Raw genomic sequence first — 26644 nt, 5'->3', positions numbered from 1 at the left:
ATAGACGACGAAAACCGCTGATCAGTTCACCACGCTGGATATGGCGGCCGGTTTCCAGGCCGCCAGCAGCAGCGATTCGGCCGCCGCTCCGGCGTAGACGGCCGCCGCCAGCCAGGCCAGGGCGAAGCCCTCGGGGTCGGCGGGCAGTAGCCGGCCCAGGGCATCGTGGCGGCGGTCGGCCGCCGCCTCCATCAGCGCCTCGACGAGCCGGGCGCCAGTGGTCAGGCCCACGGCCCGCAGCCGGCGCGGGAGTTCACCGTCGGCCGACGCGGCCGTCACCGCCCGGCCGCCCGCGACCGCGCGCTCCACGGTCCTGCGCAGCAGATCCAGCTCGACGGGGAGCGCGGGCGGCGAGGTGGGTCCGGCCGCACTGGTCGCACCAGCCGCACCGGCTTCCCCTGCCGCACCGGCTTCCTCTGCCTCCTCTGCCTCCTCTGCTTCCTCTGCCTCCTCTGCCTCCCGAACCGGCGGCACGATCGGCGGCACGACCGGCGGAATGTGCGAGCGGTTGAGCCGGCGCAGGCCCAGATCCGCCCGTACCGGTTCGCCGTCATGTCCCGTCCACCGCGCGGCGAGCGCGTGGACGCGGTCGGGCCGGTCCGGGAGGACCCGGGCGATCAGCCGCAGCGCGAGCCCGGGCCGGGCCATGAGCAGCGCCACGTTCTCCGCGTACGGCAGCTCGGGCCGCTCGTCCGGCGCGGACAGCCGCAGTGTGGGGCCGCCGGTCACCGCGAACCCGGTCGCAGTGACCGTCCCGTCAAGGAACAGCAGATCGCCGCCCACCGCGCGGCTGTCGGCAGGCTCGCCCGCCCAGCCGAGCGCCGCCGCGAGCTGCTCGGCCGGTGGCCGCTCCCAGCGGTCCGCGAGCGGCGGATCCTGCCAGCCCGCACCGGCGGCCCGTACGGAACGCAGCTGCCCGCCCCCGCCGATCCGGCCGTCCGCCGAGACCGCCGGCGAAGTGAGGATGGCCCCGGCACCGTCCCCCAACTCCCGCAGCGCCAGCGCGCAGCCACCCGGCACCGGCGTCCCCGACGCCTGAAGCGCCCGGTCAGGACCGCCGGGAGCGATGTCCGAGACCGTACGGAGCGTGCCGTCGGGCGCGAGGGCGTACGTGGTGGCGCCCGCGTACCCGGAGGCGGTCGCCACCGGTTCGGTGAACAGCCCGTACAGCCGCAGCGGCCCCGACAGCCGGTAGCCGCGCCGCGCGGGCGCGAGCGCCTCGGCGGGGCGCCGCACCAGATCCAGCAGCTCGGCCAGCTCCCCCGAGAGCGTCGCCAGCCGGAACGCCGGATCACCGGTCCGCGCCTCGTCCAGCTGCCGCGCGATCCGCACGGCGGTGGCGGCGGGCCGGTGCAGCCCGGCGAGCCGCGCGGAGTGGGCGGCGTGCAGCAGCTCGGCCCGCTGCACCGCCCCGGTCCCCGTCACTCCCGCCACCAGTACGGCCGTTACGGCTTCCCGCAGCCCGCGAAGCGCCACCGCCGCCCGGGGGTCCAGGTCCGCACCAGCACCGGCAGGAGCACCGGCAGAGGCATGGGCGCCCGGCTCCTCGGTGACCGATACCTCTGCCGCCTGCGGCTCCCCGGCCGGCTCCTCCGCCAGGGGCGCGAGCGACAGGACCGCCGCGCGGTGCAGGCAGGCCGGGGCGAGCAGGCAGTCGCACACCGCGTCGGCCTCGGCGGCGACGACCCCGGCCGTGAGGCGCAGCGTAACGGTGGTCTCCTCGGTGACCCGAACCAGGACGCCGCCGGGACACGGCTCCACCGGCCGTCCCGCCGCCTTCGCCGCCGCGCCGTCCACGCGCTTGCGCAGCCGTGTGGGCAGCAGTTCGAGGGCGCCGGCCGCCACCTCGGGGGCCACCGGCGGCAGCACCCCGGCACCCCGCGTACCCGCACCTGTACTCGCATCCGCTGACGCGGCCGTCGTCGTCATCGCCCCGCACCTCCCACGCGTTCCCCGACCCAGCGGGCCAGCTCCAAGGGGCTCAGCGCCGCCACCGGCATCCCGGCCCCCACCAATTGCCCCGCCACACCCGTCGAATACCGGGGCCGGCCCTCGTCGTCCAGCGAGGCGCAGCCCAGCACATGGCAGCCCGCGTCGACCAGCGCGCGCACCTCCGCGAGCAGCGGCGCGACCGGGCCGCCCTCCTCGAAGTCGCTGATCAGCACGATCAGCGTGCGCGACGGTACGGTCACCAGACCGCGCGCGTGCCGCAGCCCCCGCGCGATGTTCGTACCGCCGCCCACCCGGACTTCGAGCAGCAGGCTCAACGGGTCCTCGACATGGTCGGTGAGGTCGAGGACCTCGGTCGAGAACGCCACGAAGTGCGTACTCACCGCCGGTACGCCCGCCAGCACGGCCGCCGTGAGCGCCGCCCAGACCGTGGACGCCTCCATCGAACCCGAGACGTCTGTGACCAGCACCAGCCGCCAGTCGGCCGATCTGCGGGCCCGGGTACGGAACACCGGCCGCTCGGGCAGCACCGACACGACGCCCGTCACCGGATCCCGGCGCGCGGTCGCCAGATTCGCCCGCAGCGTGCGGGAGAGATCCAGCGGGCCACCGGGGCGGCGCGTCGGGCGGGGGTGGGCGAGACCGGTGAGCGCGGGCCGCAGCCGGTTGGCGAGCGCCGCCGTCAACTCGGCCACCAGCCGCGCCACCAGCGGTCGCAGCCGGGCCAGCTGCCGTTCGGGCAGTCCGCCCGCGTACGACAGGACCGTACGCAGCAGCTCCACCGACGGCCGGGCCGCCGCGGGGTCCAGCTCCAGAGCGGCGTCGAGCCGGCCCGCGTCGGCCGCCGCCGCGAACACCTCCTCGCGTACGCCGGGACCGAACAGCGCGGACAACTCCTCCGACCAGGACCGCACATCGGGATACGACGGACCGGTCCCGCCCCGGGAGCCGCCCGCCGCCGACTCCTCGCCCCTGGCGCCCTCGCCGCGCCCGTACCCGTACAGCTCGTCGAGCGCACCGGCGATCCGGGCGGCGCCTCCGGTCAGCTCCCGGTTCTGGCCGAGCAGCAACCGCCACCGCTCCCAGGACGCGAGCGCCCGCGACGGCGACGGGAGCGGCGTCGGCGGACGGCTTTCGGAAGGCCCGCTTGCGGGCGGCCCACCAACGCCCTTGCCACCCAGGTGTGTTGGCAGCGCCCGCCTCCGGTCCTCCCGCCTCCGGTCCTCCCGCCCCCGGTCCTCCCGCCCCCGGTCCTCCCGCCCCCGGTCCTCCGGCCCCCCGCCCGCCTCGTGCGGGGGCGCGTACCCCCGTGCCGCCAGCGCCTCGCGCCCCGCCAGGTCGGCCGCCGCCAGCAGTGCCAGGTCCGCCGGGGCGGCCAGGGCGGCGGGGAGGACGCCCGCCGCGTGCCCCGTACGGTCCTCGACCATGGCCAGCAGCCGGGCCCTGGCCGCGGGGGAGAGGGTGTCGAAGCCCGCGCGCAGGCCGGGGAGCCGGTCGAGGAAGGCGCGGTCGGGCAGCGCCTCGATCCGTTCCAGCAGGGGATCCAGCGCGGGCCCCGTCTCCAGCAGCGGGCCCGCGGCCAGCAGCGCCCCGCTGAGGAACCCGGCCAGCTCGGTGCGGCGCGCCGGGTCCGTCGCGCCGTCCACCCGGGACGCCAGCCGCGTACCGAACTCCGCCGCGTCCCGCCGCCCCAGCAGCACCCGGGCCGCCCCCGCCGCACCCCGGACCAGCGCGGTCCCCTCCTCGTCGAGCCGCTTGAGCGCCGCGTCGAGCCGCAGCCCGCCGCCGAGTGCCGCCGCCCGGTCGGCCAGCGACACCAGCGCCCGCGCGTCGTCCGGATCGGTCGAACCCGCCAGGCCGTCCAGCGCGCGGACGCCCGCCGTGGCGAGTTCCTCGTAGGCCGCGTCGAGCGCGGCCCTCTCCCAGCCCGGGGGCAGCCCCGGCAGATGGCCCGACCTGACGCGGTCCAGCAGGGCGAGCCCGGCGAGCAGTTCGGGCAGGGTGCCGGACGCCGGGAGCAGCGCGGCGGTCTCCGCCAGCCGTTCCGCGGCGAGTACGGGCAGCCCGCAGCGCGCCGCGTCCGCCAGCCCGTCGAGTGTCTCGGCGCTCGTCGGCCCACCGCTCCGGCGCTCCGCCGCCCACCGCAGACGGAGCGCGCCCGCGGCGGCCTGATCGAGCGTCACCCCGTGCACCCCCGCCACATCGAGCATCGCCGCCGTCGACGGCGACCAGGCCACGGCCCAGCGGGTGGTCAGCGGGGCCGCGTCGCCCACGCCCGCCACCCCTGACTCCTCCCCGTACGGGACGCGGCAGGCCGCCAGCCGCCGCAGACACAGCTCGCGGCGCCGGTCCAGCTCGCCGCGGTGCGCGTCGAGACGCAGCTCCCGGCGGCCGGGCGCGGCCGGTCCCGGCAGCGACAGCTCGCCGAGCAGCGCCTCGACGGCCGGGCCCAGCCCCGAACGCGGTGTCCCGGGCGCGAGCGCCCCCCGCCGCGAGCCGACCAGCACCTTCTCCATGGCGGCGGCCACGACACGGCCCCGGCCCAGCAACTGGCCCTGGGTCAGCACCGTCTGCGCCGCCTCCGCCAGCTCGCCGCGCCCGGCGGCGGGCAGCCCGCGCAGCGCCGCCAGGTCCCGGGCGACCCGTACCACCTCACGGGCGTCGACCGGCCCGCTCGGATGCCCGGCGTCCCGTACGGCCGCGCAGATCCGGACCGCCGTCGCCGTCAGCAGATCGTCGAGGAGCGCGGGATTGCCCCCGGCACGGAACACCCCGCGCTGCCACTCGGGATCCCTGATCCCGGCCGGATACCCGGACCGTTCGTCCAGCAACGCGTACGCGTAGGGGACCAGCGACGTCACCACCTCCCGGCCCGCCACCGCGGCTCCGACCGGAGGCGCCGGGTGCCCGCCCGGGCCGCCCGGGCCGCTGGTTCCGCGCGCCGGTAGGGCCTCGGGTCCGGCCTCCCGGCCGACCACCGCCGCGCCCGCGCCCGCGCTCGCGCGTCGGCCCGCGACCTCGGTTCCGCCCGCCGGTCCGGTCGCGGACTCAGCCGCCGTCCGTCCCGCTCCCGTTCCCGCCGCGCCCCCGGCACGGGGATCCGCGATGCCCGGCAGCAGCGCCGGCGCGTGGAAGGCGCCGATCAGGGCGGCCGTGCGGCGGCCCGCGTGACGGGCCAGTACGCGCCGCATGTTCGCCTCGCGGCGCAGGTCGTACGGATCGACCGCGCCCGCGTCCGCCCGCAGCGCCCAGCCGACCAGCAGCGCGGCCCGCCGCAGCGACTCCGGGGTGGACCCGGGGGCGGCGGCCTCGACCAGCCGGTCCCACAGGTCGTCCCCGGGCCGCCCGCCGGCCCGTGCCCGCAGCGCCGCCAAGAGCGCGCCGGCCGGCACTGAATCCGCGCCGACGCCCTCGGCGGGGGTGACGTCTCCCTCCCGCTCCTTCCCCCGTGCGGCCAGCGGCAGATCGAACGGGACGACCTCCACCCCCGCCTCCCGCGCCCAGCGGATCGCCGCCAGCTCCGGCGAGAACTCCGCGAAGGGCAGGAACACCAGCCACTCGCCCGCCGCCCCGCCCCGGGCGCCCGCCAGCGCGACCGGCTCCACCGTCGCCGGATCGGCGAGATACGGCAGCCACGGCGCGAACTCCTCCGGCAGCTCCACGAAGAGCACCTCCGGCGACGCCTCCGCCAGCATCGCCGGAACGGCCGCGGCCAGCGCCGGCGAGTGGTGCCGTACGCCGATCAGATACGGCGCCCGGCACCCGGCGAGCGCGGCCACCGCCCCCGGCGGACCCGCCTCCAACGGACCGGCCTCCAACGGACCCGTCTTCAACGGCCCCGTCCCCAACAGACCCGCGCCGGCGCCCGGATCCGTCGTACCGCGCTCGTCCGTACCGCGATCAGCCCAGTTCATCGCGCAGCTCCCACAGCGTCCGCCACAGCGGGGCACCCGCCTCGGCCCGGCGCCGGACCGGGCCGTCCCAGTAACCCAGCAGCCGGGCGTGGTCGGCGGGGTCGTCCTTGCGCACCGTGCCGAGCAGATGGCCCGGCAGCGTACGGACGACATCCCGCCCGTCGGAGAGATACGCGGCGCCGAGCCCCATCGACGTGGCCACCTGGACCGCCTCCGCCGTCGACATGACCGTCGACGGACGCTCGATCTCCCAGCCCTCCGCGCTCCGGCCGGTCCGCAGGTCCCGGAACGCCGTGACCAGCGCTTCGAGCACCGTGTCGTCGACGGCGAACTCGGCGCCGCCGCGCACCAGCGCCGCCGTCGCCTGCCCGCGCACCAGCGCCGTCTCCGCGTCGAGATCGTCGATCGGGCCGACCGTCTCGAAGTTGAACCGCCGCTTCAGGGCCGCGGACATCTCGGAGACGCCCCGGTCGCGGAGGTTGGCCGTGGCGATCAGGGTGAAGCCGGGCACGGCGTGCACCGTACCGCCGCCGTCGGCCCCTTCCTCCCCGTCCTGTCCGGCCCCGGATCCTGCCCCGGACTCCAGGCCCGCCAGCTCCGGTACGGACATCCGGCGCTCCGACAGCAGCGAGACCAGCGAGTCCTGCACCTCGGGCAGACAGCGCGTGACCTCCTCGATCCGGGCGACCGCGCCGCGCGTCATGGCCGTGAGGACGGGGGAGGGCACCAGCGCCTCCCGGCTCGGGCCCTTGGCGAGGAGCATCGCGTAGTTCCAGCCGTACCGCAGCTGGTCCTCCGTCGTGCCCGCCGTGCCCTGCACCGTGAGGGTGCTGGAGCCGCACACCGCGGCCGACAGCAGCTCGGAGAGCATCGACTTCGCGGTGCCCGGCTCCCCGACGAGGAGCAGCCCGCGCTCTCCCGCGAGCGTCACCACACACCGCTCCACCAGCGCCCGGTCGCCCACGAACTTCCGTGACACGACCAGCCGTTCACCCCCGGGCGCGCGCAGCGGCTCGCCGTCCGAGCCGCAGACGAACAGCACCACCGCGCGCGGTGTCAGCCGCCAGCTCGGCGGCCGGGGCCCGGTGTCGTACGCCGCGAGGAACGCCAGCTCGGCCGCGAACCGGTCCTCCGGCAGCTCCACCTGCCGCCCGGACCGACCCCCGCCGCGCCCCTTCGCCGTCCCACCCGGAGCATTCGCCCCACCCGGAGCGTCATCCGCCGCGCCCGGAGCCCCACCCGGAGTATCAACCGCCGCACCCGCCATGCCCATTGCCCGCCGCCCCTCGCCCGCCGCCGTCATTCCGCCCGCCTCTGTGCCGGTCATCGCCTGCCGCCCCTGCTACCGCTTCCAGCGCCCCGGCCGGCCCGGCCACGGAACTCCTCGAACTCCGGAACGTCCCCTTCCTCGACCCGCCGCCACGCGGCCTCGAACAGCTTCTCCACGGGCCGGTCGGCCACCACGAACCCCGGCAGGTCCCACGGCAGCAGCGCCGCCTTCCAGGTCTCCGAGGGCAGCCGGGGCGCCGACTCCTCCTGCCAGCCACCCGGCAGGAACAGCGACCTGCCCGCCCGCGCCCGCTTGGCCTCCAGCACCAGATCGGTGGCGGCCAGCGCCGCCCGCGCCTTCTTCAGCCGGGCCGGCTTCCAGCCCGTCCACTCCGCCTGGTGACGGTCGGTCGGATCCGGCAGCGCGAGCAGCATCAGATACAGCGCCGCCGCGTCCTCCACGAGCCCGAACCGCTCGCCCACCCGCGCCACCAGCTCCGGCGCCACCCGCATCGGGTCCTGCTGCGCGCCCGGCGGACCGTCCGCCGTGATCAGCTCCATGAACTCCGCGCTCAGCAGCGTCCGCAGCGCCACCAGCGCGGGCGCCTGCCCGGCGGTCGCCGCCAGCAGCTTCAGATCGGGATGGTCGGGCCCGTCCCCGCCCCTGACCCCGGCGCCGTCCCCGCCCTCGCCCGGGACCCGAGGCAGTACGGCCGAGGGCCGCAGCCACACCGTGTCCCACTCCCGGGCGTACGGCGCCGGCGTCAGCACCAGCGCCGCCGACAGCTCGAACAGCTCCTTCTCGCCGGAGTCGCGCTTCGGCCCCAGGCCGTACGCCTCGCGCAGCCTTGGCGACACCGGGTCATAGGCGTTGTCCTGGCTGGCGTCCACATTCATCAGCAGACCGGGGTCGGCGAGCCGCTCCCGCAGCATGCGCGCGGTCACCGGCAGCACCGCCCGCAGCGGATCGCCGTACGGCAGCCGGTACGCGAGCCAGCGCAGCGCGTCGACCGCGGACGTCAGCGACCTGCCGGTCAGCAACAGGTCCGGATCCACCGGCTCCAGCTCCCCGTCGACCCTCCGCTGCTCCGTACGGCCGGTCAGCGCCGGCCACCGCTCGGGGTTGAGCGCCCGGCTCACCGCCGTGGCGTCACCGGCCTCGGTCACCACGCCCTTGACCAGCGCGGGCGGGATGACCCGCCGCCTGCCCAGGGCCGCGATCCAGCCGTCCGCCAGCGGCTCCACCACGAATCCGGTGGTCCACAGCTCCGCCACCCGCTCCGGCTCCCCGGGCAGCAGAAGCCCGGTGAACAGCCGCCGCTGCGCCACGCTCAGCCCGCGCAGCGTGTCCGTCGCGATCCGGAGATCGGCGCTCTTGGCGCCCAGCGGCGCCAGATACGAGGCGGGCACATCGGCCTGCCCCTGGTAGCTCTCCAGAGTCGGGCAGCCGAGCTGGACCAGGACCCCCGTCAGCGGGGTGATCCCGACGCGCTCCGCGAAGTCAGTGCCCTGCTCCGGGCGGTACGGCAGCGGGCCGCGCTCGCCCACCAGCTCGAGCAGCCGGCGCACCGCGGGGGCCCGCACCGGATCGTCCGCCGCGCCCAGCACCTCGGACTCGACGACCACACAGCCGTCCCAACCGCTCGCGCCGTTGCCGCCATTGGCGTCGCCGCCGTCCCAGCGGCCGAAGACCCCGGTGGGGTCGTACTCGACGCAGTGCCAGAGCGCGTCCTGGTCGTCGAACCGCAGCCGGCCCAGGACCAGCAGCCGCCGCGCTCCCGCGTGCCGCACCGTGCCCGTGAGCTGCGTCGGGGCGCTGCCGGGGATCCGCAGCTCCACCGCGCGCAGCCGGCCGCGCGGATCGATCAGCAGTGCCTCCCCGGCCACCTCCACGGCCAGCGCCGCACCGAGGAACTCCAGCAGCGCCGCCCGGTGTTCGTCCGTGGTCACCGGCGAGGCGGCGCGCAGGGCGAGCGCCGTCAACCCGGCGCCGCAGAGCGTCACCCACCCCTGGTTGCCTTCCCGCAGGGCCCGGCACCCGGGGGCCGCGTCCGGCGCCAGCACCTCCGGCAGCCGCCGGACCTGTTCGAGGACGGTCGCCTCCGTGCTCGTCGCATACCGGTAGAAGTGGCGGTACGTCGACGTCGCGAAGCCGCGGAAGGCCGTTTCCAGCACCTCGTCGTAGGCGTGCCGGACCGGCTCCTCCTCCGCTCCGTCCTGCCCGCCGGCCCCGGCCCGTTCGGCGAGGACCGTGAGCCGCGCGCTGTGCCTGGCCGCCTCGTCCAGCAGCCCCGCCACGCCCGCCACCAGCCCGGGGTGGCTGATCCCCGGCAGCAGCCGGCGCACCGCGTCCGTCGCCTTCGTCCCCCCGGCGACCGCGGCCAGCAGCGCCGCCGCGTCCGCGTCGGTCACCGCGCGCAGCGCCGCCGACCCCTGCTCGTCCCGCGCACGCAGCGCGTGCCAGTGGTCCAGCGGCGGTACGAAGGGGGTGCCCGCCGCGTACACGTTCTCCTGGCCGACGCTCCCGACGGACGCCAGGAGGACGCCGTCGGCGTCGTGGAGCGAGACCGTCCCGTGGTGGCCGCGCGACTCCCGCGGATACAGAGCCACCCCGCCCGGCAGCCGCAGCGGAGGCACGGGCAGCCCCTGGGTGAAGCTCTCCGCCCGGGAACCGTCCGGCAACGGCACGGCCGGGCTGCGGCTGCCGTCCACCGAACACGCCGTGAACGTACGCTCCTTCGGGTCGTACACCACCCACCAGCCCAGCAGCCCGTTCGCCGAGCCGAACGGCGAACCCTCCAGACCGGGCTGTACGGGCAGCAGCCGGCACGCCTGTGGCACCAGCTGGACGCCCTCTCCGGTCACACCGGAGCCGAGGGCCGCTTCGAAGAAGGCGGGCACGGACACCCGGCCCCTGCGGGCCGTCCGCGGGTCGTACTCCCACCACTCGTTCTCGTGCAGCACCCAGAACGAGACGCCGTCCGAGGCGACAGGACGCCGCTCGGCCGCGAACGACGTGTCGCCCGCGTGCACCGGCCTGCCGCCGTAGCACCGGCCGCCGCCCGGCAGGGCGAGGGACGGCCGTGGCGTCGAACCGCTGTTGCCCGGCAGCGTCCCCGACGGCACGAACGCGTCGGCGGGACGCCCCGACCACACGGCCCGCCGTTCGTCGCCGAACCCGTTCGAGACCAGCCACTGGCCGTCGACCAGAGCGAACACCGGCGTGTCCCAGCTGTGGGACTGCTTCGCCGGCAGGGTGAGGACCCGCTCGTCGAGGACGGACTCAGGCCCCACGGCCGCGACCCGGGTACCGACCCGCAGCAGCAGCGCGGGCCAGGCGTCCGCGACCTGGTACCACTCGCTACGGCCGCCGCGCCGCCCCCGGGCCGGCGTGCCGACCTCGCCGAGGCCCGGCAGCGCCTGCTCCATCGCGGGCCAGCCCAGCTCGTCGAGGATGCCCGCGCGCAACGTCCTCGCCAGCGCGGGAGCGGGCGAGACCGCCGCGATCCGCGCGACCGGCTCCGGCGCCGTCGCCAGCACGGACGGCGCCGAGAACAGCGACAGCCGCGTCAGCAGCGCGTCCAGGCCGGGCAGCCCCAGGGGCCGCGCCAGATCGTCGGCCCGCTCGCCGAGCCAGTCCGCGAGCACACCGCGCAGCGCCGGCGTACCGACGATCGCGGTGAGATGGGCCGTGGCGTCACCCACGCCGGCCGCCTGCTCGACGCCCGCGCGCAGCACCCGCGCGAACCGGGGATCGGCGGCCAGCGCGGCCAGATCCCGGGCCCCCTCCCGGGTGTCCGACAGCCAGGCGGTCAGGTCCAGATGCCGGTCCTCCGGAGCCGGCCCGGCGACCGGCACCCCCCAGGCCAGACAGGCGTCCAGCAGATCGAGATCCACCTTCAGCCGCCAGCCCCTGCCGGTCAGCAGCCGCACCGGTGTGCCGTCGGCCACCAGCCGGTCCACCAGCTTCTCCACGACGGCCAGTTCGGCCGGCATCCGCTTGCCGTCCCGCCAGCCACGCTGCCGGTGTCCGGCCCAGCCCGACAGCCACCCCGCCGCCGGCACAGTCCCGTCCATCAGCAGCTCGAACGCCCCGCACCGCGCCAGCAGATCCAGCCAGGACGCGTCGAACTCCTCCGGGCTGTCACCCCCGGTGGCGGGCAGCAGCCCGAGCAGCCGCTCCCGCACCGCCCGGTCCTCGGCCGCGAGGACCGTCAGCGCCGGGAGCGCCCCCTTCCAGAAGCTTCCCGCCGCGCGATTCATCGGGCCGGTGTGGATGATCTCCGCGAGCAGCGCCCGCTCCTCCGCGCCCGCGTCCAGCCCCGCGCCCTTCGCGAGGCGCCGCAGATCCTCCAGCATCCCGGCGTACGGCGCGAGTCCGGCCGCGCACCGCTCCAGGGACACCGCCTTGAACTGCTCGTACGCCTCCGCCGCCGACAGCCGGACCGCCAGCCCCTTCGCGTGCTCGCGCAGCGCCTTGCCGCTCAGCGCGCCCGCTCCGGCGAACTCCAGGAAGACCTCCCGCAGCCGGTCCTCGTCCACCTCCAGCGCGTGGCGCTGCTCCGCCGCCCGCGCCTTCCCGAAGAACACCGACGCCTGCTGCCGGGAGTCCGCCGCCAGGAAGAGCCGCGCCACCTGCTCGTAGAAGGTGGGCAGGAAGTGCGGTACGGAACGGTCGAGCCGCTCACCGATCTCGTCGAACCCCTCCTTCGCCAGCCCCGGCTTGGTGGCGACGAGCCGGGCGAGCCGCTCCATCTCCTTGACCACGGCCAGCGCGTGGTGCCCGTGCGCCGGGTCGTGCACGAGCGCCCAGGCCGGGAATCCCAGCGACTGCCGCTTGACCCGGCCGACGCCGGCCGTCCCGGCCGGGCCGAACCCCAGATACTCCAGGGACAGATCCTCGGCCGCGCCGATCGCCTCGGGCACCAGCCGCACCACCTCACGCCCGTCCAGCGCCGGATGCCCGTACGTCCGCGCGGTCAGCACATCGCCCGCGCCCTCCGTACCCGCCCCCGCGTCCACGCCCTCAGCGCCGGGTTCGATCGGCAGCACCGCCCCCGCGTCCAGCAGCTCCCACGGATCCAGGCCAGCTCGCCGTACGTCTCGTCCTGTCACGTTCACAGCGCCCCCTCCTCGTCGTTCTCCACCACACGGCCCGCGAACACCAGCGCGGCCATCCGCTCGCCCTCCGACCAGGCGACCGGCCCCACTTCGGCGAGCGGCAGCCGCCGCCCCGCCGTGTCCCGCCACTCCAGCGCCCCGGTCAGCGTCTCCGCGTCGGGGTAGTCGTCCCCGACCCAGTACGCCGCCTCCAGCTGCCGGCCGCCCTCCACCAGCGGGCACACCGCCTGGCCGCCGCGCACCCGGTACCCGAGCGAGACCGCCCGGGCCGTGGCGTGCCGCACCTGCGCGAACTTCCCGTTGGCGTACGCACGCCACTCCGCGCCCCCGGCGTCCGACGGCGGCTCCGGCCGCCGCCACACCTCGCGGAACAGCTGCTCCGCCCCCTGCTCGACCCCCAGCTCGGCCGCGAACTCCCGCAGCTCCAGGAGGTCTTCGAGCAGCACCGGATGGGGTATCAGCACCGCCCCCACCTCCACCGGGTCCCACCACAGCGAGTCACCGTCCAGATCGACGATTCCCAGCCCCCGCACCGGCTCGGCTTCCCGCAGGAACCCCGCCCGCGCCGTGTCCGCGGAACCGTCCCCGGACACCGGCGCCACGACCAGATCCCGCAGCACCGACCGCCAGGCCGGGTCCGGCCACACCCGCGCCAGCAGGGCCACCGGGACCGGCAGCGAACGCACCAGCCACATGTCCACCTGCTCACGGCACTCCCGGTCGTGCCGCTCCAGCCACTCGGCCAGCTGACGCAGCCGGACGACCTCCGCGTCGTCCTTGAGCTTGGCGGGCACCTGCTTCAGCGTGCGCCCCGCCGCGTTGCGGCACAGCACCCGTGTGCCGTCCAGCGCGACGGCATACCCGCCCGATGTCTCGATCCAGCCCATGGCAGGACCCCTCCCCAACGTTCTGGTTCCGAACTTCCATCACAGTAAGTGAGGGGTCTGACAATGGCCCCTGACCGCCTGTGAGCTGGTGGAAAAGACCCGTCACCGGCGTGCAACGGCCCGGCAACCAGCACCCGGCACGATCGGCGCATGACGGAGCCGGCGCACGACCACGGAACCCGCCGGACTGTGCACCACGGCAGTCCCGCCCTCGTCGTGGTCGCCCACGGCAGCCGCGACCCGCGCACCCCGCGCACCGTCGCCACGCTCCTCGACCGGGTCCGCGAACTCCGCCCCGGCCTGGACGTGCGCCTCGGCCACATCGAGCTGAACGAACCGGCCCTGCCCGACACCCTCGCCGCGCTCGGCGCCGGCCGCGCGGTCCTCGTACCCCTGCTGCTCGGCCGTGGTGTGCACATCAAACGGGACCTGCCCGCGTTCGCGACCGCCGCCTCCCGGCTGGAGACCCGGATCGCGGGCGCGCTCGGCCCGCACCCGCTGCTCGTCGAGGCGCTGTACGACCGGCTCACCCAAGCCGGCTGGCACACCTCCGCCCGCGCCCGTCCCCGTACCCACTCCCGTACCCACCCCGGCGGCGACGCCGTCGTCCTCGCCGCCGCGGGCTCCCGCGACCCCGAGTCCGCCGCCGACACCCGGCGTACGGCCGCGCTGCTCAGCGAGCGGCTCGGCGGGGTGCCGGTCCTCGCCGCGTACGCCTCCGCCGCCTCACCCACCGTCCCCGAGGCCCTGCGCGCCCTCGCCGCCCGGGGCCACCACCGCACCGCCGTGGCCTCGTACTTCACCGCTCCGGGATACTTCGCCGGCCGCTCCGCCGCCGCCGCGCCCTGGATCGCCGCCGCCCCGCTCGGCGCGCATCCCGCGCTCGCCCGGCTGCTCCTCCACCGCTACGACGAGGCGCTCACCACGCCGTCCCCGACGCGCGCCCGCCGCCGGCTCGCCACCGCGTAAACGCCACGTGCCCGTCCGTCACTTACCTCCCGTACCGGTTACGGTCGGTGCATGGCAGGCAAGACAGGCATGGCAGGCAAGGCAGGCACCACGTACGACGACATCTCCACCGAACGCTGGGCCCCCGAGCCCGACAAACGCCCGGGCCGCACCGCGTTCCAGCGCGACCGCGCGCGGGTGCTGCACTCCGCCGCGCTGCGCAGACTCGCCGGGAAGACGCAGGTCGTGACTCCCGGCTCCTGGAGCCGGGAGTGGGACGCCAGCCCCCGCACCCGGCTGACCCACTCCCTGGAGTGCGCCCAGGTGGGCCGTGAACTGGGCGCGGCGCTCGGCTGCGATCCGGATCTCGTCGAGGCCGCGTGCCTCTCGCACGACATGGGCCACCCGCCCTTCGGCCACAACGGGGAACAGGCGCTCAACAGCTTCGCCGCCGACTGCGGCGGCTTCGAGGGCAACGCCCAGTCGCTCCGGCTCCTCACCCGTATCGAACCGAAACGCTTCGTACCGGTACCCGGCGGAGTCGCCAGCGTCGGCCTCAACCTCACCCGCGCCGCCCTCGACGCCGCCACCAAGTACCCGTGGCCGCGCGGCGCCCACCCCACCGACCCCGCCTCGGCGAAATTCGGCGTGTACGAGGACGACCTGCCCGTCTTCGCATGGGTGCGCGAGGGCGCGCCGGCGGACCGTACCTGCTTCGAGGCTCAGGTCATGGACTGGTCCGACGATGTCGCCTACTCCGTCCACGACTTCGAGGACGCCCTGCACGCCGGGCACGTCGACCCCGCGGCGCTCGCCGCCGAGGACGAGCGCCGCGAGATCTGGGCGGTCGCGATCGGCCGTTACGTACCGGCCGGCACCGATCCGCACGAACTGGCCGACGCGCTCGACCGGCTCATGCGACAGGAGTGGTGGCCGCACGGCTACGACGGCTCCGCCCCCGCCCAGGCCCGCCTCAAGGACGCCACCAGCCAGCTCATCGGCCGCTTCTGCGAAGCGGCGGAGAGCGCGACCAGAAAGGCGTACGGCACGGGCCCGCTCACCCGGTACGCCGCCGAGCTCGTCGTCCCGCGCGAGGCCCGCCACGAGTGCGCGGTCCTCAAGGCCGTCGCGGACCGCTACGTCATGCAGCGCGCCGAGCAGGAGACGCTCCGCGCCGACCAGCGCGTCGTCCTCGCCGAGCTGGCCGAGGCGCTCACGGCCCGCGCCCCCGAAGGACTCGACCCGCAGTTCCGCGCGCTGTTCGACGCCGCTCTTGACGACCGCGCGCGCAAACGCGTCATCGTCGACCAGATCGCCTCGTTCACGGACGCGGCGGCCCGCTCCCTGCACAGCACGCTCACCAAGCAACCCTGAGACATCCCCGCCCGCACCTGCCTCATGGCCCCGGACGCGGGCATATACAGAAGCAGCACCGAAGCAGCACCGAAGCAGCACCGAAGCAGCACCGAAGCAGCACGAAGGCAGTACGCAAGCAGCCGGATCACGGCGCCTTCCGGGCCGTGGGACAGCCCCCGCGGAGCGCTCCCCCTTTCGCCGTCGGCCTCCGTGCGGGAGGCTCGCAGATGGCGGCAGCGCGAAGAGGAGGCATCAAGTGGTCGACGCACACCGGACATTTGTCATCGTCGGCGGCGGGCTGGCCGGGGCGAAGGCCGCGGAAACCCTGCGCGCGGAGGGGTTCACCGGCCGGGTGATCCTCATCGGTGACGAGCGTGACCACCCCTATGAACGCCCGCCCCTGTCCAAGGGCTATCTGGCGGGCAAGGACGGACGCGACAGCGTCTTCGTACAGAAGCCCGCCTGGTACGCCGGAGCCCAGGTCGAGCTGCACCTCGGCCAGACCGTCACCGCCGTCGACCGCGACACCCACCGGATCCTTCTTGGCGACGGCACCTCGCTGCGGTACGACAAGCTGCTGCTGGCCACCGGTGCGGAACCGCGCCGGCTCGACATCCCCGGCACGGAGCTGGCGGGCGTCCACCACCTGCGCCGCCTCGCCCACGCGGACCGGCTGCGCCAGGTGCTGTCCGCCCTCGGCCGCGACAACGGGCATCTGGTGATCGCGGGTGCGGGCTGGATCGGACTGGAGGTAGCCGCGGCGGCGCGCGGATACGGCGCCGAGGTCACCGTCGTCGAGGCCGAGCCGACCCCGCTCCACCAGGCCATCGGCCCCGAGCTGGGCCAGTTCTTCACCGAGCTGCACCAGGACCGGGGGGTACGGTTCCACTTCGGCGCCCGGCTCACCGAGATCACCGGCCAGGACGGCATGGTCCTGGCGGCCCGTACGGACGACGGCGAGGAGCACCCCGCGCACGACGTCCTCGCCGCGATCGGCGCCGCGCCGCGCACCGCGCTGGCCGAGGCCGCCGGGCTCACCCTGGCCGGCCGGTCCGCGGGCGGCGGTATCGCCGTGGACGCCTCCCTGCGCACCTCCGACCCCGACATCTACGCCGCCGGCGACGTGGCCGCCTTCCCCCTGACCGCCGCGCTCGCGTCCGGCGGGAGCGGCCCCGGCGACCGGCTGGTACGCGTCGAGCACTGGGCCAACGCCCTCAACGGCGGCCCGGCCGCCGCCCGCGCCATGCTCGGCCAGGACATCACGTACGACCGTATTCCGTACTTCTTCTCCGACCAGTACGACCTGGGCCTGGAGTACTCGGGCTGGGCCCCGCCCGGTTCGTACGACCAGGTGGTGGTGCGCGGCGACGCGGGAAAGCGCGAGTTCGTCGCCTTCTGGCTGAAGGACCGCAGGGTGCTCGCCGGGATGAACGTCAACGTCTGGGACGTCACCGAGGACATCCAGCGCCTGATCCGCTCGGGCGCGCCCCAGGATCTCGACGCCCTGGCCGACCCCACTGTCCCCCTGGCCGCGCTCGGCACCTGAGGCCGCGGCCGGACGGGCGGCTCGGCTCACGGTCCGGGTGTGCCGGCGCGGGCCCGTAGAATTCACGCGTGGCAGGCAGGATCAACGATGACGACGTGAAGGCTGTTCGGGACGCGGTCCCGATCGACGCCGTCGTGTCCGAGTACCTCCAGCTGCGCAGCGCCGGCGGCGGCAACCTCAAGGGCCTCTGCCCCTTCCACGACGAGAAGTCCCCGTCCTTCCAGGTCAGTCCGAGCAAGGGTCTCTTCCACTGCTTCGGCTGCCAGGAGGGCGGGGACACCATCGCCTTCGTCATGAAGGTCGACCACCTCTCGTTCTCCGAGACGGTCGAGCGGCTCGCCGCCCAGGCGGGCATCACCCTCCGGTACGAGGAGGGCGGGTACAACCCGTCGAGCCAGCGCGGCGAGCGCACCCGGCTGGTCGAGGCGCACAAGGCCGCCGCGCGCTTCTACACGGAGCAGCTCGCCGGCGCCGAGGCCGAGATCGGCCGCAGGTTCCTCGCCGAGCGCGGCTTCGACCAGGCGGCGGCCGAGCACTTCGGCGTCGGCTACAGCCCGGTCGGCTGGGACCACCTCACCCGGTTCCTGCGCGGCCAGGGCTTCTCCGACAAGGAGCTGCTGCTCTCCGGCCTCTCCCAGGACGGCAGACGCGGCCCGATCGACCGCTTCCGCGGCCGGCTGATGTGGCCGATCCGCGATATCTCCGGCGAGGTCGTCGGCTTCGGCGCGCGCAAGCTGCGCGACGACGACAACGGCCCGAAGTACCTCAATACGCCCGAGACGGCGATCTACAAGAAGTCCCAGGTGCTGTACGGCGTCGACCTGGCCAAGAAGGACATCGCCAAGTCCAGCAGGGCCGTCGTCGTCGAGGGGTACACGGATGTGATGGCCTGCCATCTGGCCGGTGTCACCACCGCCATCGCCACCTGCGGCACCGCTTTCGGCGGCGACCACATCAAGATCCTCCGCCGGCTGCTCATGGACAACGGCAGCGCGCGCGTGATCTTCACCTTCGACGGCGACGCGGCCGGCCAGAAGGCCGCGCTGCGCGCCTTCGAGGACGACCAGAAGTTCGCCGCCGAGACCTATATCGCCATCGCCCCCGACGGCATGGACCCCTGCGAGCTGCGGCTCGCCAAGGGCGACCAGGCCGTCGCGGACCTGGCGGAACCGCGTACACCGCTCTTCGAGTTCGCCATCCGCCAGATCGTCTCCCGGTACGACCTGGAGACCCCGGCGGGCCGCGCCGCCGCGCTCGACGAGGCCGCGCCGATCGTCGCCCGGATCAAGAACGGCTCCTCCCAGCACGAGGTGGCGGTGCAGCTCGCCGGCATCCTCGGCATCCTCGACACCCAGTTCGTCGTCAAGCGCGTCGCCCAGGTGGCCCGCTGGGCGCGCGACCGCGGCGGCAAGGGCCCCGCGGGCGGCCCCCCCGGCGGCCAGGACGAGCGCGGCGGGCCGCGGCGGCCGTACGGGTCCCAGCCCCAGCCCGCCTCCGGTCCCTCGGGCCCCTCAGGCCCCGCGCTCACCCTGCGCAGCCCCGCCCACCGCACCGAGCGCGAGCTGCTCAAGCTCGCCCTCCAGCGGCCCGAGCTGGTCTCCCCGGCCTTCGACGCCTACGGCGAGGACGAGTTCACCGCCCCGCCCTACGCCGCCGTACGCCGCGCCGTCGAGGACGCGGGCGGCGCCGAGTCGGGGCTCCAGTCCGCGCCCGAGTATCTGGCCCGGGTCCGGGAGGCCGCGCCGAACGACCAGGTGCGCGCCATGGTCACCGAGCTGGCCGTCGAGGTCTTCCGCGGCAAGACCATCGACGAGATCTACGCGGGACAGCAGCTCGTCCAGGTCCGGCTGCGCGCCGTGGACCGCCGTATCCAGGACATCACCGGCACCCTGACCCGGCTGGGCACCGGGTCCGACCCCGACCACTACGCGGCCGTGCAGAAGGATCTGTGGATCCTCCAGCAGTACGGCCAGGCCCTGCGCAACATCGGCGCCGACGCCCTCTAGGCCGGGCCCAGGCCCTCCCCCGGCCGCCCGGGAGTAACAGCCGGGTTACGTCCGGAGCGCAGAAAGTCACCGCACGCCCCTCGTGGCGGCGATGTGCCGTACCGCACACTGGGGGGCGGTGCCTGAGTTCTTCGGAGTGCGGCCCGGCCGCGCCCGTCCCGCCGCCGCGACTCCCCCGAGCGGTGGCGATCACCCTGGAGGTCGCCCCCCGTGCACACCCAGTTGCTCACCGAGCACCCCGCGGAGGTGCCCCTCGTGCCCGAGTCCACGGGACGGCGGGGCGGCGGCCGTGCCGACACCGGCGGGCCCTCGTCCGATCTGTTCCGGCAGTATCTGCGCGAGATCGGCCGTATACCGTTGCTCACCGCCGCCGACGAGGTGGAGCTGGCCCGCCGCGTCGAGGCGGGGCTGTTCGCCGAGGAGAAGCTGAGCCGTACGCCCGATCTGGACTCGCGGCTCGCACTGGACCTCGACCGTCTCGTCGTACTCGGCCGGATGGCCAAGCGACGGCTGATCGAGGCCAATCTGCGGCTCGTCGTCTCCGTCGCCAAGCGCTATGTGGGCCGCGGGCTGACCATGCTCGACCTCGTCCAGGAGGGCAATCTCGGCCTGATCAGGGCCGTCGAGAAGTTCGACTACGCGCGCGGCTACAAGTTCTCGACGTACGCGACCTGGTGGATACGCCAGGCCATGTCCCGCGCCCTGGCCGACCAGGCCCGGACCATCCGGGTCCCCGTCCATGTGGTCGAGCTGATCAACCGGGTCGTCCGGGTCCAGCGCCGGCTGCTCCAGGAGCGCGGCCAGGAGCCGACGCCCGAGGAGATCGGCGCCCAGCTGGAGCTGGACCCCGCGCGGGTCCGCGAGGTGTTACGGCTCGCCCAGGAGCCGGTGTCCCTGCACACCCCGGTGGGGGAGGAGGACGATGTCGCGCTCGGGGATCTGATCGAGGACGGCGACGCCGCGTCCCCCGCCGAGTCCGCCGCCTTCCTGCTGCTGCGCGAACATCTCGACGTGGTGCTCGCCACGCTCGGCGAACGCGAACGCAAGGTCGTCCAGCTGCGGTACGGACTGGACGACGGACGGCCGCGCACCCTGGAGGAGATCGGCCGGATCTTCGGCGTCACCCGCGAACGCATACGCCAGATCGAGTCCAAGACCCTCAACCGGCTGCGCGACCACGCCTTCGCCGACCAGCTGCGCGGCTACCTGGACTGACCGGCGGCCGCACCCGCGGTGGGAGACGCCGCACCCGGGGTGGGAAAGGCCCCCCTCCCACCCCGGTACCCCACACCCTCTCAGTCGACCTCGGCCACAGCCTGCGCGAACTGCGCCGCGTACAGCCGCGCGTACGACCCCTCCGCCGTCAGCAGCTCCTCGTGCGTGCCCTGTTCGACGATCGAGCCCTCCTCCATCACCAGAATCACGTCCGCGTCCCTGATCGTGGAGAGCCGGTGCGCGATGACAAAGCTCGTACGGCCGTGGGCCAGCCGCGCCATCGCCTTCTGGATCAGCACCTCGGTCCGGGTGTCCACCGAGCTGGTCGCCTCGTCCAGCACCAGGATCACCGGGTCGGACAGGAACGCCCGCGCGATGGTGATCAGCTGCTTCTCGCCGGCGCTGACGTTCGCGCCCTCGTCGTCGATCACCGTGTCGTAACCGTCCGGGAGCGTCCGGACGAACCGGTCCGCGTGGGCCGCGCGGGCCGCCTCCTCGATGTCCGCGCGGGTCACCTCGCGCGAGGCGCCGTACGCGATGTTCTCCGCTATCGTGCCGCCGAAGAGCCAGGTGTCCTGGAGCACCATGCCTATCCCGGACCGCAGTTCCTCGCGCGACATCCGCGAGATGTCCAGCCCGTCCAGCGTGATCCGGCCGCCGGTCACCTCGTAGAACCGCATCAGCAGATTGACCAGCGTGGTCTTCCCCGCCCCCGTCGGACCGACGATCGCGACCGTCTGGCCCGGGTCCACCGAGAGCGACAGATCGTCGATCAGCGGCTTCTCCGGGTCGTAGCGGAACGACACGCCCTCCAGCGCGACACGCCCCTGCGGCTCGCGCAGCCGCTCGATCGACGGCGCGTCGGGCTCCTGCTCCACCGAGTCCAGCAGCTCGAAGATCCGCTCGGCCGACGCGACCCCGGACTGCACCAGATTCGCCATCGATGCGACCTGGGTCAGCGGCATCGAGAACTGCCGCGAGTACTGGATGAACGCCTGCACGTCACCGATCGACAGCGTGCCCGAGGCGACCCGCAGCCCGCCGACCACCGCGACCAGCACATAGTTCAGATTGGAGATGAAGAGCATCAGCGGCTGCATGATCCCGCTGTTGAACTGCGCCTTGAAGCCCGCCTCGTACAGCTTGTCGTTCTGCTCGCGGAACGCCTCCGCCGACTCGTCCTGCCGCCCGAAGACCTTGACGAGGGAGTGTCCCGTGTACATCTCCTCGATATGGGCGTTCAGCGTGCCGGTGACCTTCCACTGCTGGACGAACTGCGGCTGCGACCGCTTGCCGACCTTCGCCGCCACGAACACCGACAGCGGTACGGTCACCAGCGCGACCAGCGCCAGCAGCGGGGAGATCCAGAACATCATCCCCAGCACACCGACGATCGTCAGCACCGAGTTGACCAGCTGGCCCATGCTCTGCTGGAGGGTCTGCGAGATGTTGTCGACATCGTTCGTCGCCCGGCTCAGCACCTCGCCGCGCGGCTGCCGGTCGAAGTACGACAGGGGCAGCCGTGACAGCTTCGCCTGGACGTCCTCGCGCATCCGGAACACCGTACGGTTGATCACCCGGATGGAGAGCCGAGTGGACACCAGCATCAGCAGGCCCGCGCCCACGTAGACCACCAGCGCCATCAGCAGCACCTGCCCCACCGCGCCGAAGTCGATGCCCTGCCCGGGGGTGAAGTCCACCCCGGAGAGCAGATCGGCGAGCCCGCCGTCGCCCTTCGCGCGCAGTGCGTCGATGGTCTGCGTCTTGGTGGCGCCCTCGGTGGTCTGCCGGCCGACCACCCCCGCGAAGATCAGGTCCGTCGCCCGGCCCAGGATCTTCGGGCCGACGACCGACAGGGCGACGCTCAGCACACCCGCGCCGAACATCCACCACAGCGTGGTCCGCTCCACGGTCAGCAGGCGCAGCAGCCGCTTGCCTGACCCCTTGAAGTCCATGGACCGCTCGGTCGAACCGGCCATCATCATGCGTCCGCCAGGACCGCTCATCAGGCCGCCTCCGCCTCGGTCAGCTGGGAGAGGACGATCTCCCGGTATGTCTCGTTCGACGCCATCAGCTCGTGATGGCGCCCCGCCCCGACGACCCTGCCCTCGTCGAGGACCACGATCCGGTCGGCGTCCCGGATGGTGGAGACGCGCTGCGCGACGATCACGACGGTCGCCTCCGCGGTCTCGTGCGCCAGCGCGCCGCGCAGCGCCGCGTCCGTGGCGTAGTCCAGCGCGGAGAAGGAGTCGTCGAAGAGGTAGATCTCCGGCCGCCGCACCAGCGTCCGCGCGATCGCGAGCCGCTGCCGCTGGCCGCCGGACACATTCGTGCCGCCCTGCGCGATGGGCGCGTCGAGTCCGCCGTCCAGGGTCTCCACGAACTCCTTCGCCTGCGCCACCTCCAGCGCGTGCCACAACTCGTCGTCGGTCGCGTCGGGATTGCCGTACCGCAGATTCGTCGCGACCGAACCGGAGAACAGGTACGGCTTCTGCGGTACGAGGCTCACGGTCCTGGCCAGCAGCGCCGGATCGAGTTCGCGCACATCCTGTCCGTCGACCAGCACCTGCCCGTCCGTGGTGTCGAACAGCCGCGGTACGAGCCCCAGCAGCGTCGACTTCCCGCTGCCCGTCGAGCCGATCACGGCGGTCGTCTCACCGGGCCGGGCGACCAGCGACACCTCGCGCAGCACCGGCTCCTCGGCCCCCGGGAAGCGGAATTCCGCGCCCCGGATCTCCAGATGCCCGTGCCGTCGCAGCTCCCGCACCGGGTTCTCCGGCGGGACGACGCTGGAGCGGGTGTCCAGCACCTCCTCGATGCGCTCGGCGCAGACCTCGGCGCGCGGCACCATCATGAACATGAAGGTGGCCATCATCAGAGCCATGACGATCTGCATCAGATAGGCGAGGAACGCGGTCAGCGCCCCGATCTGCATCCCGCCGCTGTCGATGCGGTGCGCGCCGAACCAGACGACGGCGATCGACGACAGGTTCACGACGGTCATCACGGTCGGGAACATCAGCGCCATCAGGCGGCCGGTCGACATCGCGACATCCGTCAGCTCCGTATTGGCGCCGCGGAATCGTTCCTTCTCGTACTCCTCCCGGACAAAAGCTCTGATCACCCGGTTTCCGGTGATCTGCTCACGCAGCACCCGGTTGACGGTGTCCAGCCGCGTCTGCATGGTCCGGAACAGGGGCCGCATCCGCTTGACGATGAGGGTCACACAGATGGCGAGTACGGGCACGACGGCCACCAGCACCCCCGAGAGCGGTACGTCCTGGCCGAGCGCCATCACGATCCCGCCGACACACATGATGGGCGCGGACACCATCAGCGTGAACGACATCAGCACCAGCATCTGTACCTGCTGGACATCGTTGGTGGTACGGGTGATCAGCGAGGGGGCCCCGAAGTGCCCCACCTCGCGCGCGGAGAAGCTCTGCACCCGGCCGAAGACGGCGGCCCGCACATCCCGCCCCAGCGCGGAGGCGGTGCGCGCGCCGTAGAAGACGGCACCGATGTTGCAGATGACCTGGACGACACTGACGGCGATCATGATGCCGCCGAACTCAAGGATGTAGCCCGAGTCCCCCTTCACCACACCGCTGTCGATGATGTCGGCGTTGAGAGTGGGCAGATAGAGGGTGGCGCAGGTCTGCAGCAGCTGGAGCGCTACCAGCAGGATGATCGGTTTTTTGTACGGAGCGAGGTGGGCTCGCAGCAGTCGTAGGAGCACGCGGAGTCTCTCGGGGTCGGCTCGGAGTCGGTCGGCAAGATCTGGGGTCCGCCCCCATCTTGCGGCACCGCGCCCGTGGAACCCCAAGGGTTTATGTCCAAAGGAGAGTCAAGAACGCGACGGCGGGGGAACCACGAGCACGACCGACCCGTCGCACCCGGCCCCGTCCTTCGCTGCCCCGCCCCCCGTCGCCCCCGTCCCCCGCCCCCACTCACCCGACGGGACCGAAGGCTCCCGGATGCACCTGCTCGCGCGTGGCCGTGTACTGCTGCCGTACGGCCGTCCCCACCGCCACGTCGTCCCCCGGCTCGAAGACCTGAGCCGCCGCGCCCTGCCAGGCGGGCGGGGTGTGCGGGGCCAGCGTCCCCCGGGAGACCCCGAGCGCCCACGCGGCCTGCCGCGCCGCGCCGATCGCCGCGTAGTCCGCCGGCTGCGGTACGACAACCTGCGCGCCGAAGATCGCCGGAGCCACGGCCTGGACGGCGGGCAGCTCGGCGGCGGCCCCCAGCAGGAACACCCGGCGCACCTCCACCCCCCGCGCACGCAGCACGTCCATCGCGTCCGCGAGCGAGCAGAGCATCCCCTCGAACGCGGCCCGTGCCAGATGCTCGGGCTTCATCGACTCACGCCGCAGCCCGGTCAGCGTGCCGGCCGTGTGCGGCAGCTGCGGGGTCCGCTCGCCCTCCAGATACGGCAGGAACACCAGCCCCGAGGAGCCCGGCGTGGACTTCAGCGCCAGCGCGGACAGCTCGGCCAGCTCCGCCGTACCGAGCAGCTCCGCCGTACCGCGCAGGGCTCTGACCGCGTTGAGCGTATGGACGACGGGCAGATGCATGCCGGTGGCGTCGGCGAAGGAGGTGATCAGCCCCGACGGGTCGGCCGCGGCCTCGTGGTGCACGGCCATCACGGACCCCGAGGCCCCCAGCGACACGACCGCGTCCCCGGCCCCGACCCCGAGCCCGAAGGCGGCGGCCATGGTCTCACCGGTGCCCGCCGAGATCAGCAGCCCCTCGGGGGTGGTCCCCGCCGCGTCCGCGGGACCGAGTACGTCGGGCAGCGCCGCCCGGTGCCCGAGCGCCAGCTCCACCAGATCCGGCCGGTACGCCCCCGTACGGGCCGACCAGTAGCCGGTCCCGGACGCGGCGCCCCGGTCGGTGGTCCGCCGGGCCGGCCGGCCGAGCAGCTGCCAGACCAGCCAGTCGTGCGGCTGCATCACCAGCGCGGTGCGCTGCGCCGCCGCCGGTTCGGTCCGCGCCATCCAGCGCAGCTTGGACACGATCTGCCCCGACTGCGGTACGGACCCGACGGCATCGGCCCACGCCTGCCGGCCGCCCAGCGAGTCCACCAGATCGGCGGCGGCGACCTGCGCGCGCTTGTCGTTGCCGACCAGCGCGGGACGTACGAGATTGCCCTGCCGGTCCAGCGGCACCATGCCGTGCTGCTGCGCCGAGACCCCGATGGCCTGGACCCCCTCCAGCAGCCCGCCGGACGCGGCCTCGCCGAGGGAGAGCAGCCAGACCTGCGGGTCGACCTCCGTGGCTTTGGGCTCGACCGGATGCGGGGCGTACCCCTGGCGCAGCACGGCGCCCGTGTCGGAGTCACAGACCACGACACGTGTGAACCCGGACGAACTGTCCAACCCGGCGACTATTCCCATGACACCCGATTCTGCCGCACGCGCGGCGGCGCGCGGCACGACGAGCGCCGCCGGTCACGAGCACCCTCAGGTGTTGCTGGTGCCCCAGTCGTCCTGCCCGTTCTGGCTGCGCTCCCGCAGCGACCGCACGCGCTGGGCGACGGAGCCGGGCAGTTTGTCCCCGAGCCGGTCGCCGACCACGCCGTTCACCGAGTGGTACGCCTTGCCCGCGTACTCACGGCCGGTCTGCGCGGCGGACTCAGCGGCGTTGCGCACCGCCGGATTCTGCGACACCTGGCGCGCCGATTTCTTGAGCTGTTCGTAACGCTCGCGCCCGGCGCGCGTCCCCAGTACATACCCGCAAGCCAGTCCCGCGATGAACGTGAGGCGGTACCGCATGGCTGCCACCCTTCTCTCTCTGCGTCCGAGTCCCCGGGGCCCTCCCCGTGCCTCCGCCTACCCCGTCCCACCCGGGCTCACCCGACGTGACCCGGCCCCATACCGATTGGCGGAGCACCCCCCTGCTTGCGCTAATGTATGTGTCGCAGCGAACGCGCGCCGCTCGGGAGGACCGGGAAGGGTACGTTCGGTGCAAACGCAGCAATCCCCTGTAGCTCAATTGGCAGAGCAGCCGGCTGTTAACCGGCAGGTTACTGGTTCGAGTCCAGTCGGGGGAGCGCGGTCCCCTGTAGCTCAATTGGCAGAGCATTCGGCTGTTAACCGGAGGGTTGCTGGTTCGAGTCCAGCCGGGGGAGCGAGTAACACGAGAAGGACCCTCCGGGGTCCTTTTTCGTATGCCCAAACCCGGTCAAGGATCCCTCGTACGAACGTACTTGGCGCCGAACGGAACCGATCGGCGCGCGACGAAGTCCTCAAGGTCAAGCGAAGCCGACCATCCGAGGCAGGAGATCGTATGACCGGCTATGCTGCGGCAGACGGGCGCGCACACATGTACGCGACGCGCCGTTGGGGGCGGTAGCTCAGCCGGTTAGAGCAGCGGACTCATAATCCGTCGGTCGTGGGTTCGAGTCCCACCCGCCCCACAGGGATAGATGTT

Annotated in this window: 14 protein-coding genes and 3 tRNA genes; 8 read left to right on the top strand and 9 right to left on the bottom strand. The window is 73.9% G+C overall.

What is annotated here, in order from left to right; translation table 11 throughout:
- Positions 1 to 21: 21 nt before the first annotated feature.
- From AB0389_RS09985 to AB0389_RS09965, 5 genes are all read right to left on the bottom strand, one after another.
- Positions 22 to 1929 carry a hypothetical protein gene (locus AB0389_RS09985; RefSeq protein ID WP_366394841.1) on the bottom strand — a complete coding sequence of 636 codons (1908 nt, stop codon included), beginning with the start codon at positions 1927 to 1929 and terminating at the stop codon, positions 22 to 24.
- The gene (locus AB0389_RS09980; RefSeq protein ID WP_366394840.1) at positions 1926 to 5864 is read right to left on the bottom strand and encodes a DUF5682 family protein; all 3939 of its coding nucleotides are present in this window, start codon (positions 5862 to 5864) and stop codon (positions 1926 to 1928) included. The genes AB0389_RS09985 and AB0389_RS09980 overlap by 4 nt, the downstream gene beginning before the upstream one ends.
- Positions 5851 to 7008: an AAA family ATPase gene (locus AB0389_RS09975; protein WP_366394839.1), complete on the bottom strand. Its 1158-nt coding sequence runs from the start codon at positions 7006 to 7008 to the stop codon at positions 5851 to 5853. The genes AB0389_RS09980 and AB0389_RS09975 overlap by 14 nt, the downstream gene beginning before the upstream one ends.
- A gap of 179 nt (positions 7009 to 7187) precedes the next feature.
- Entirely contained in the window at positions 7188 to 12248 is a 5061-nt protein-coding gene (locus AB0389_RS09970) for a hypothetical protein (protein ID WP_366394838.1), read from the bottom strand.
- A 2-nt stretch (positions 12249 to 12250) separates the two neighbouring features.
- Positions 12251 to 13141 carry a DUF4132 domain-containing protein gene (locus AB0389_RS09965; RefSeq protein ID WP_366394837.1) on the bottom strand — a complete coding sequence of 297 codons (891 nt, stop codon included), beginning with the start codon at positions 13139 to 13141 and terminating at the stop codon, positions 12251 to 12253.
- Between the two features lie 150 nt (positions 13142 to 13291).
- On the opposite strand from AB0389_RS09965, the gene AB0389_RS09960 reads away from it, so the two are divergent.
- From AB0389_RS09960 to AB0389_RS09940, 5 genes are all read left to right on the top strand, one after another.
- Complete coding sequence (locus tag AB0389_RS09960) at positions 13292 to 14110, top strand: sirohydrochlorin chelatase (RefSeq protein WP_366394836.1); 819 nt, start codon at positions 13292 to 13294, stop codon at positions 14108 to 14110.
- Between the two features lie 51 nt (positions 14111 to 14161).
- Positions 14162 to 15463, top strand: a complete 1302-nt coding sequence (locus AB0389_RS09955) for a deoxyguanosinetriphosphate triphosphohydrolase (RefSeq protein ID WP_366394835.1) — start codon at positions 14162 to 14164, stop codon at positions 15461 to 15463.
- Positions 15464 to 15701: 238 nt separating this feature from the next.
- Entirely contained in the window at positions 15702 to 16991 is a 1290-nt protein-coding gene (locus tag AB0389_RS09950) for an FAD-dependent oxidoreductase (protein WP_366394834.1), read from the top strand.
- 68 nt (positions 16992 to 17059) lie between these two features.
- Positions 17060 to 18997 carry a DNA primase gene (gene dnaG, locus AB0389_RS09945; protein ID WP_366394833.1) on the top strand — a complete coding sequence of 646 codons (1938 nt, stop codon included), beginning with the start codon at positions 17060 to 17062 and terminating at the stop codon, positions 18995 to 18997.
- 246 nt (positions 18998 to 19243) lie between these two features.
- Positions 19244 to 20212: an RNA polymerase sigma factor gene (locus AB0389_RS09940; RefSeq protein WP_366394922.1), complete on the top strand. Its 969-nt coding sequence runs from the start codon at positions 19244 to 19246 to the stop codon at positions 20210 to 20212.
- A gap of 80 nt (positions 20213 to 20292) precedes the next feature.
- Here the strand turns inward: AB0389_RS09940 and AB0389_RS09935 are convergent, their stop codons facing one another.
- The 4 genes from AB0389_RS09935 to AB0389_RS09920 all read right to left on the bottom strand — a co-directional run bounded on the left by AB0389_RS09935 (position 20293) and on the right by AB0389_RS09920 (position 25986).
- Positions 20293 to 22218, bottom strand: coding sequence for an ABC transporter ATP-binding protein (locus tag AB0389_RS09935; RefSeq protein ID WP_366394832.1), 1926 nt, complete (start codon positions 22216 to 22218; stop codon positions 20293 to 20295).
- Entirely contained in the window at positions 22218 to 23951 is a 1734-nt protein-coding gene (locus AB0389_RS09930; RefSeq protein ID WP_366394831.1) for an ABC transporter ATP-binding protein, read from the bottom strand. The genes AB0389_RS09935 and AB0389_RS09930 overlap by 1 nt, the downstream gene beginning before the upstream one ends.
- Positions 23952 to 24162: 211 nt before the next feature.
- Positions 24163 to 25608: an FGGY family carbohydrate kinase gene (locus AB0389_RS09925; RefSeq protein WP_366394830.1), complete on the bottom strand. Its 1446-nt coding sequence runs from the start codon at positions 25606 to 25608 to the stop codon at positions 24163 to 24165.
- Between the two features lie 66 nt (positions 25609 to 25674).
- Entirely contained in the window at positions 25675 to 25986 is a 312-nt protein-coding gene (locus tag AB0389_RS09920) for a YtxH domain-containing protein (RefSeq protein WP_366394829.1), read from the bottom strand.
- Between the two features lie 205 nt (positions 25987 to 26191).
- On the opposite strand from AB0389_RS09920, the gene AB0389_RS09915 reads away from it, so the two are divergent.
- The 3 genes from AB0389_RS09915 (at position 26192) to AB0389_RS09905 (ending at position 26630) form a co-directional block, all read left to right on the top strand.
- Positions 26192 to 26264, top strand: a tRNA-Asn gene (locus tag AB0389_RS09915).
- 5 nt (positions 26265 to 26269) lie between these two features.
- Positions 26270 to 26342, top strand: a tRNA-Asn gene (locus tag AB0389_RS09910).
- 214 nt (positions 26343 to 26556) lie between these two features.
- A tRNA-Ile gene (locus AB0389_RS09905) sits at positions 26557 to 26630 on the top strand.
- The last annotated feature ends 14 nt before the right edge of the window (positions 26631 to 26644 follow it).

Origin of the sequence: Streptomyces sp. NPDC093109 (genome assembly GCF_040701725.1) — a bacterium.
Classification (GTDB): Bacteria; Actinomycetota; Actinomycetes; order Streptomycetales; family Streptomycetaceae; genus Streptomyces.
The sequence above is the reverse complement of the archived record's forward strand: the minus strand, read 5'-3'. Positions and strand labels throughout refer to the sequence as shown.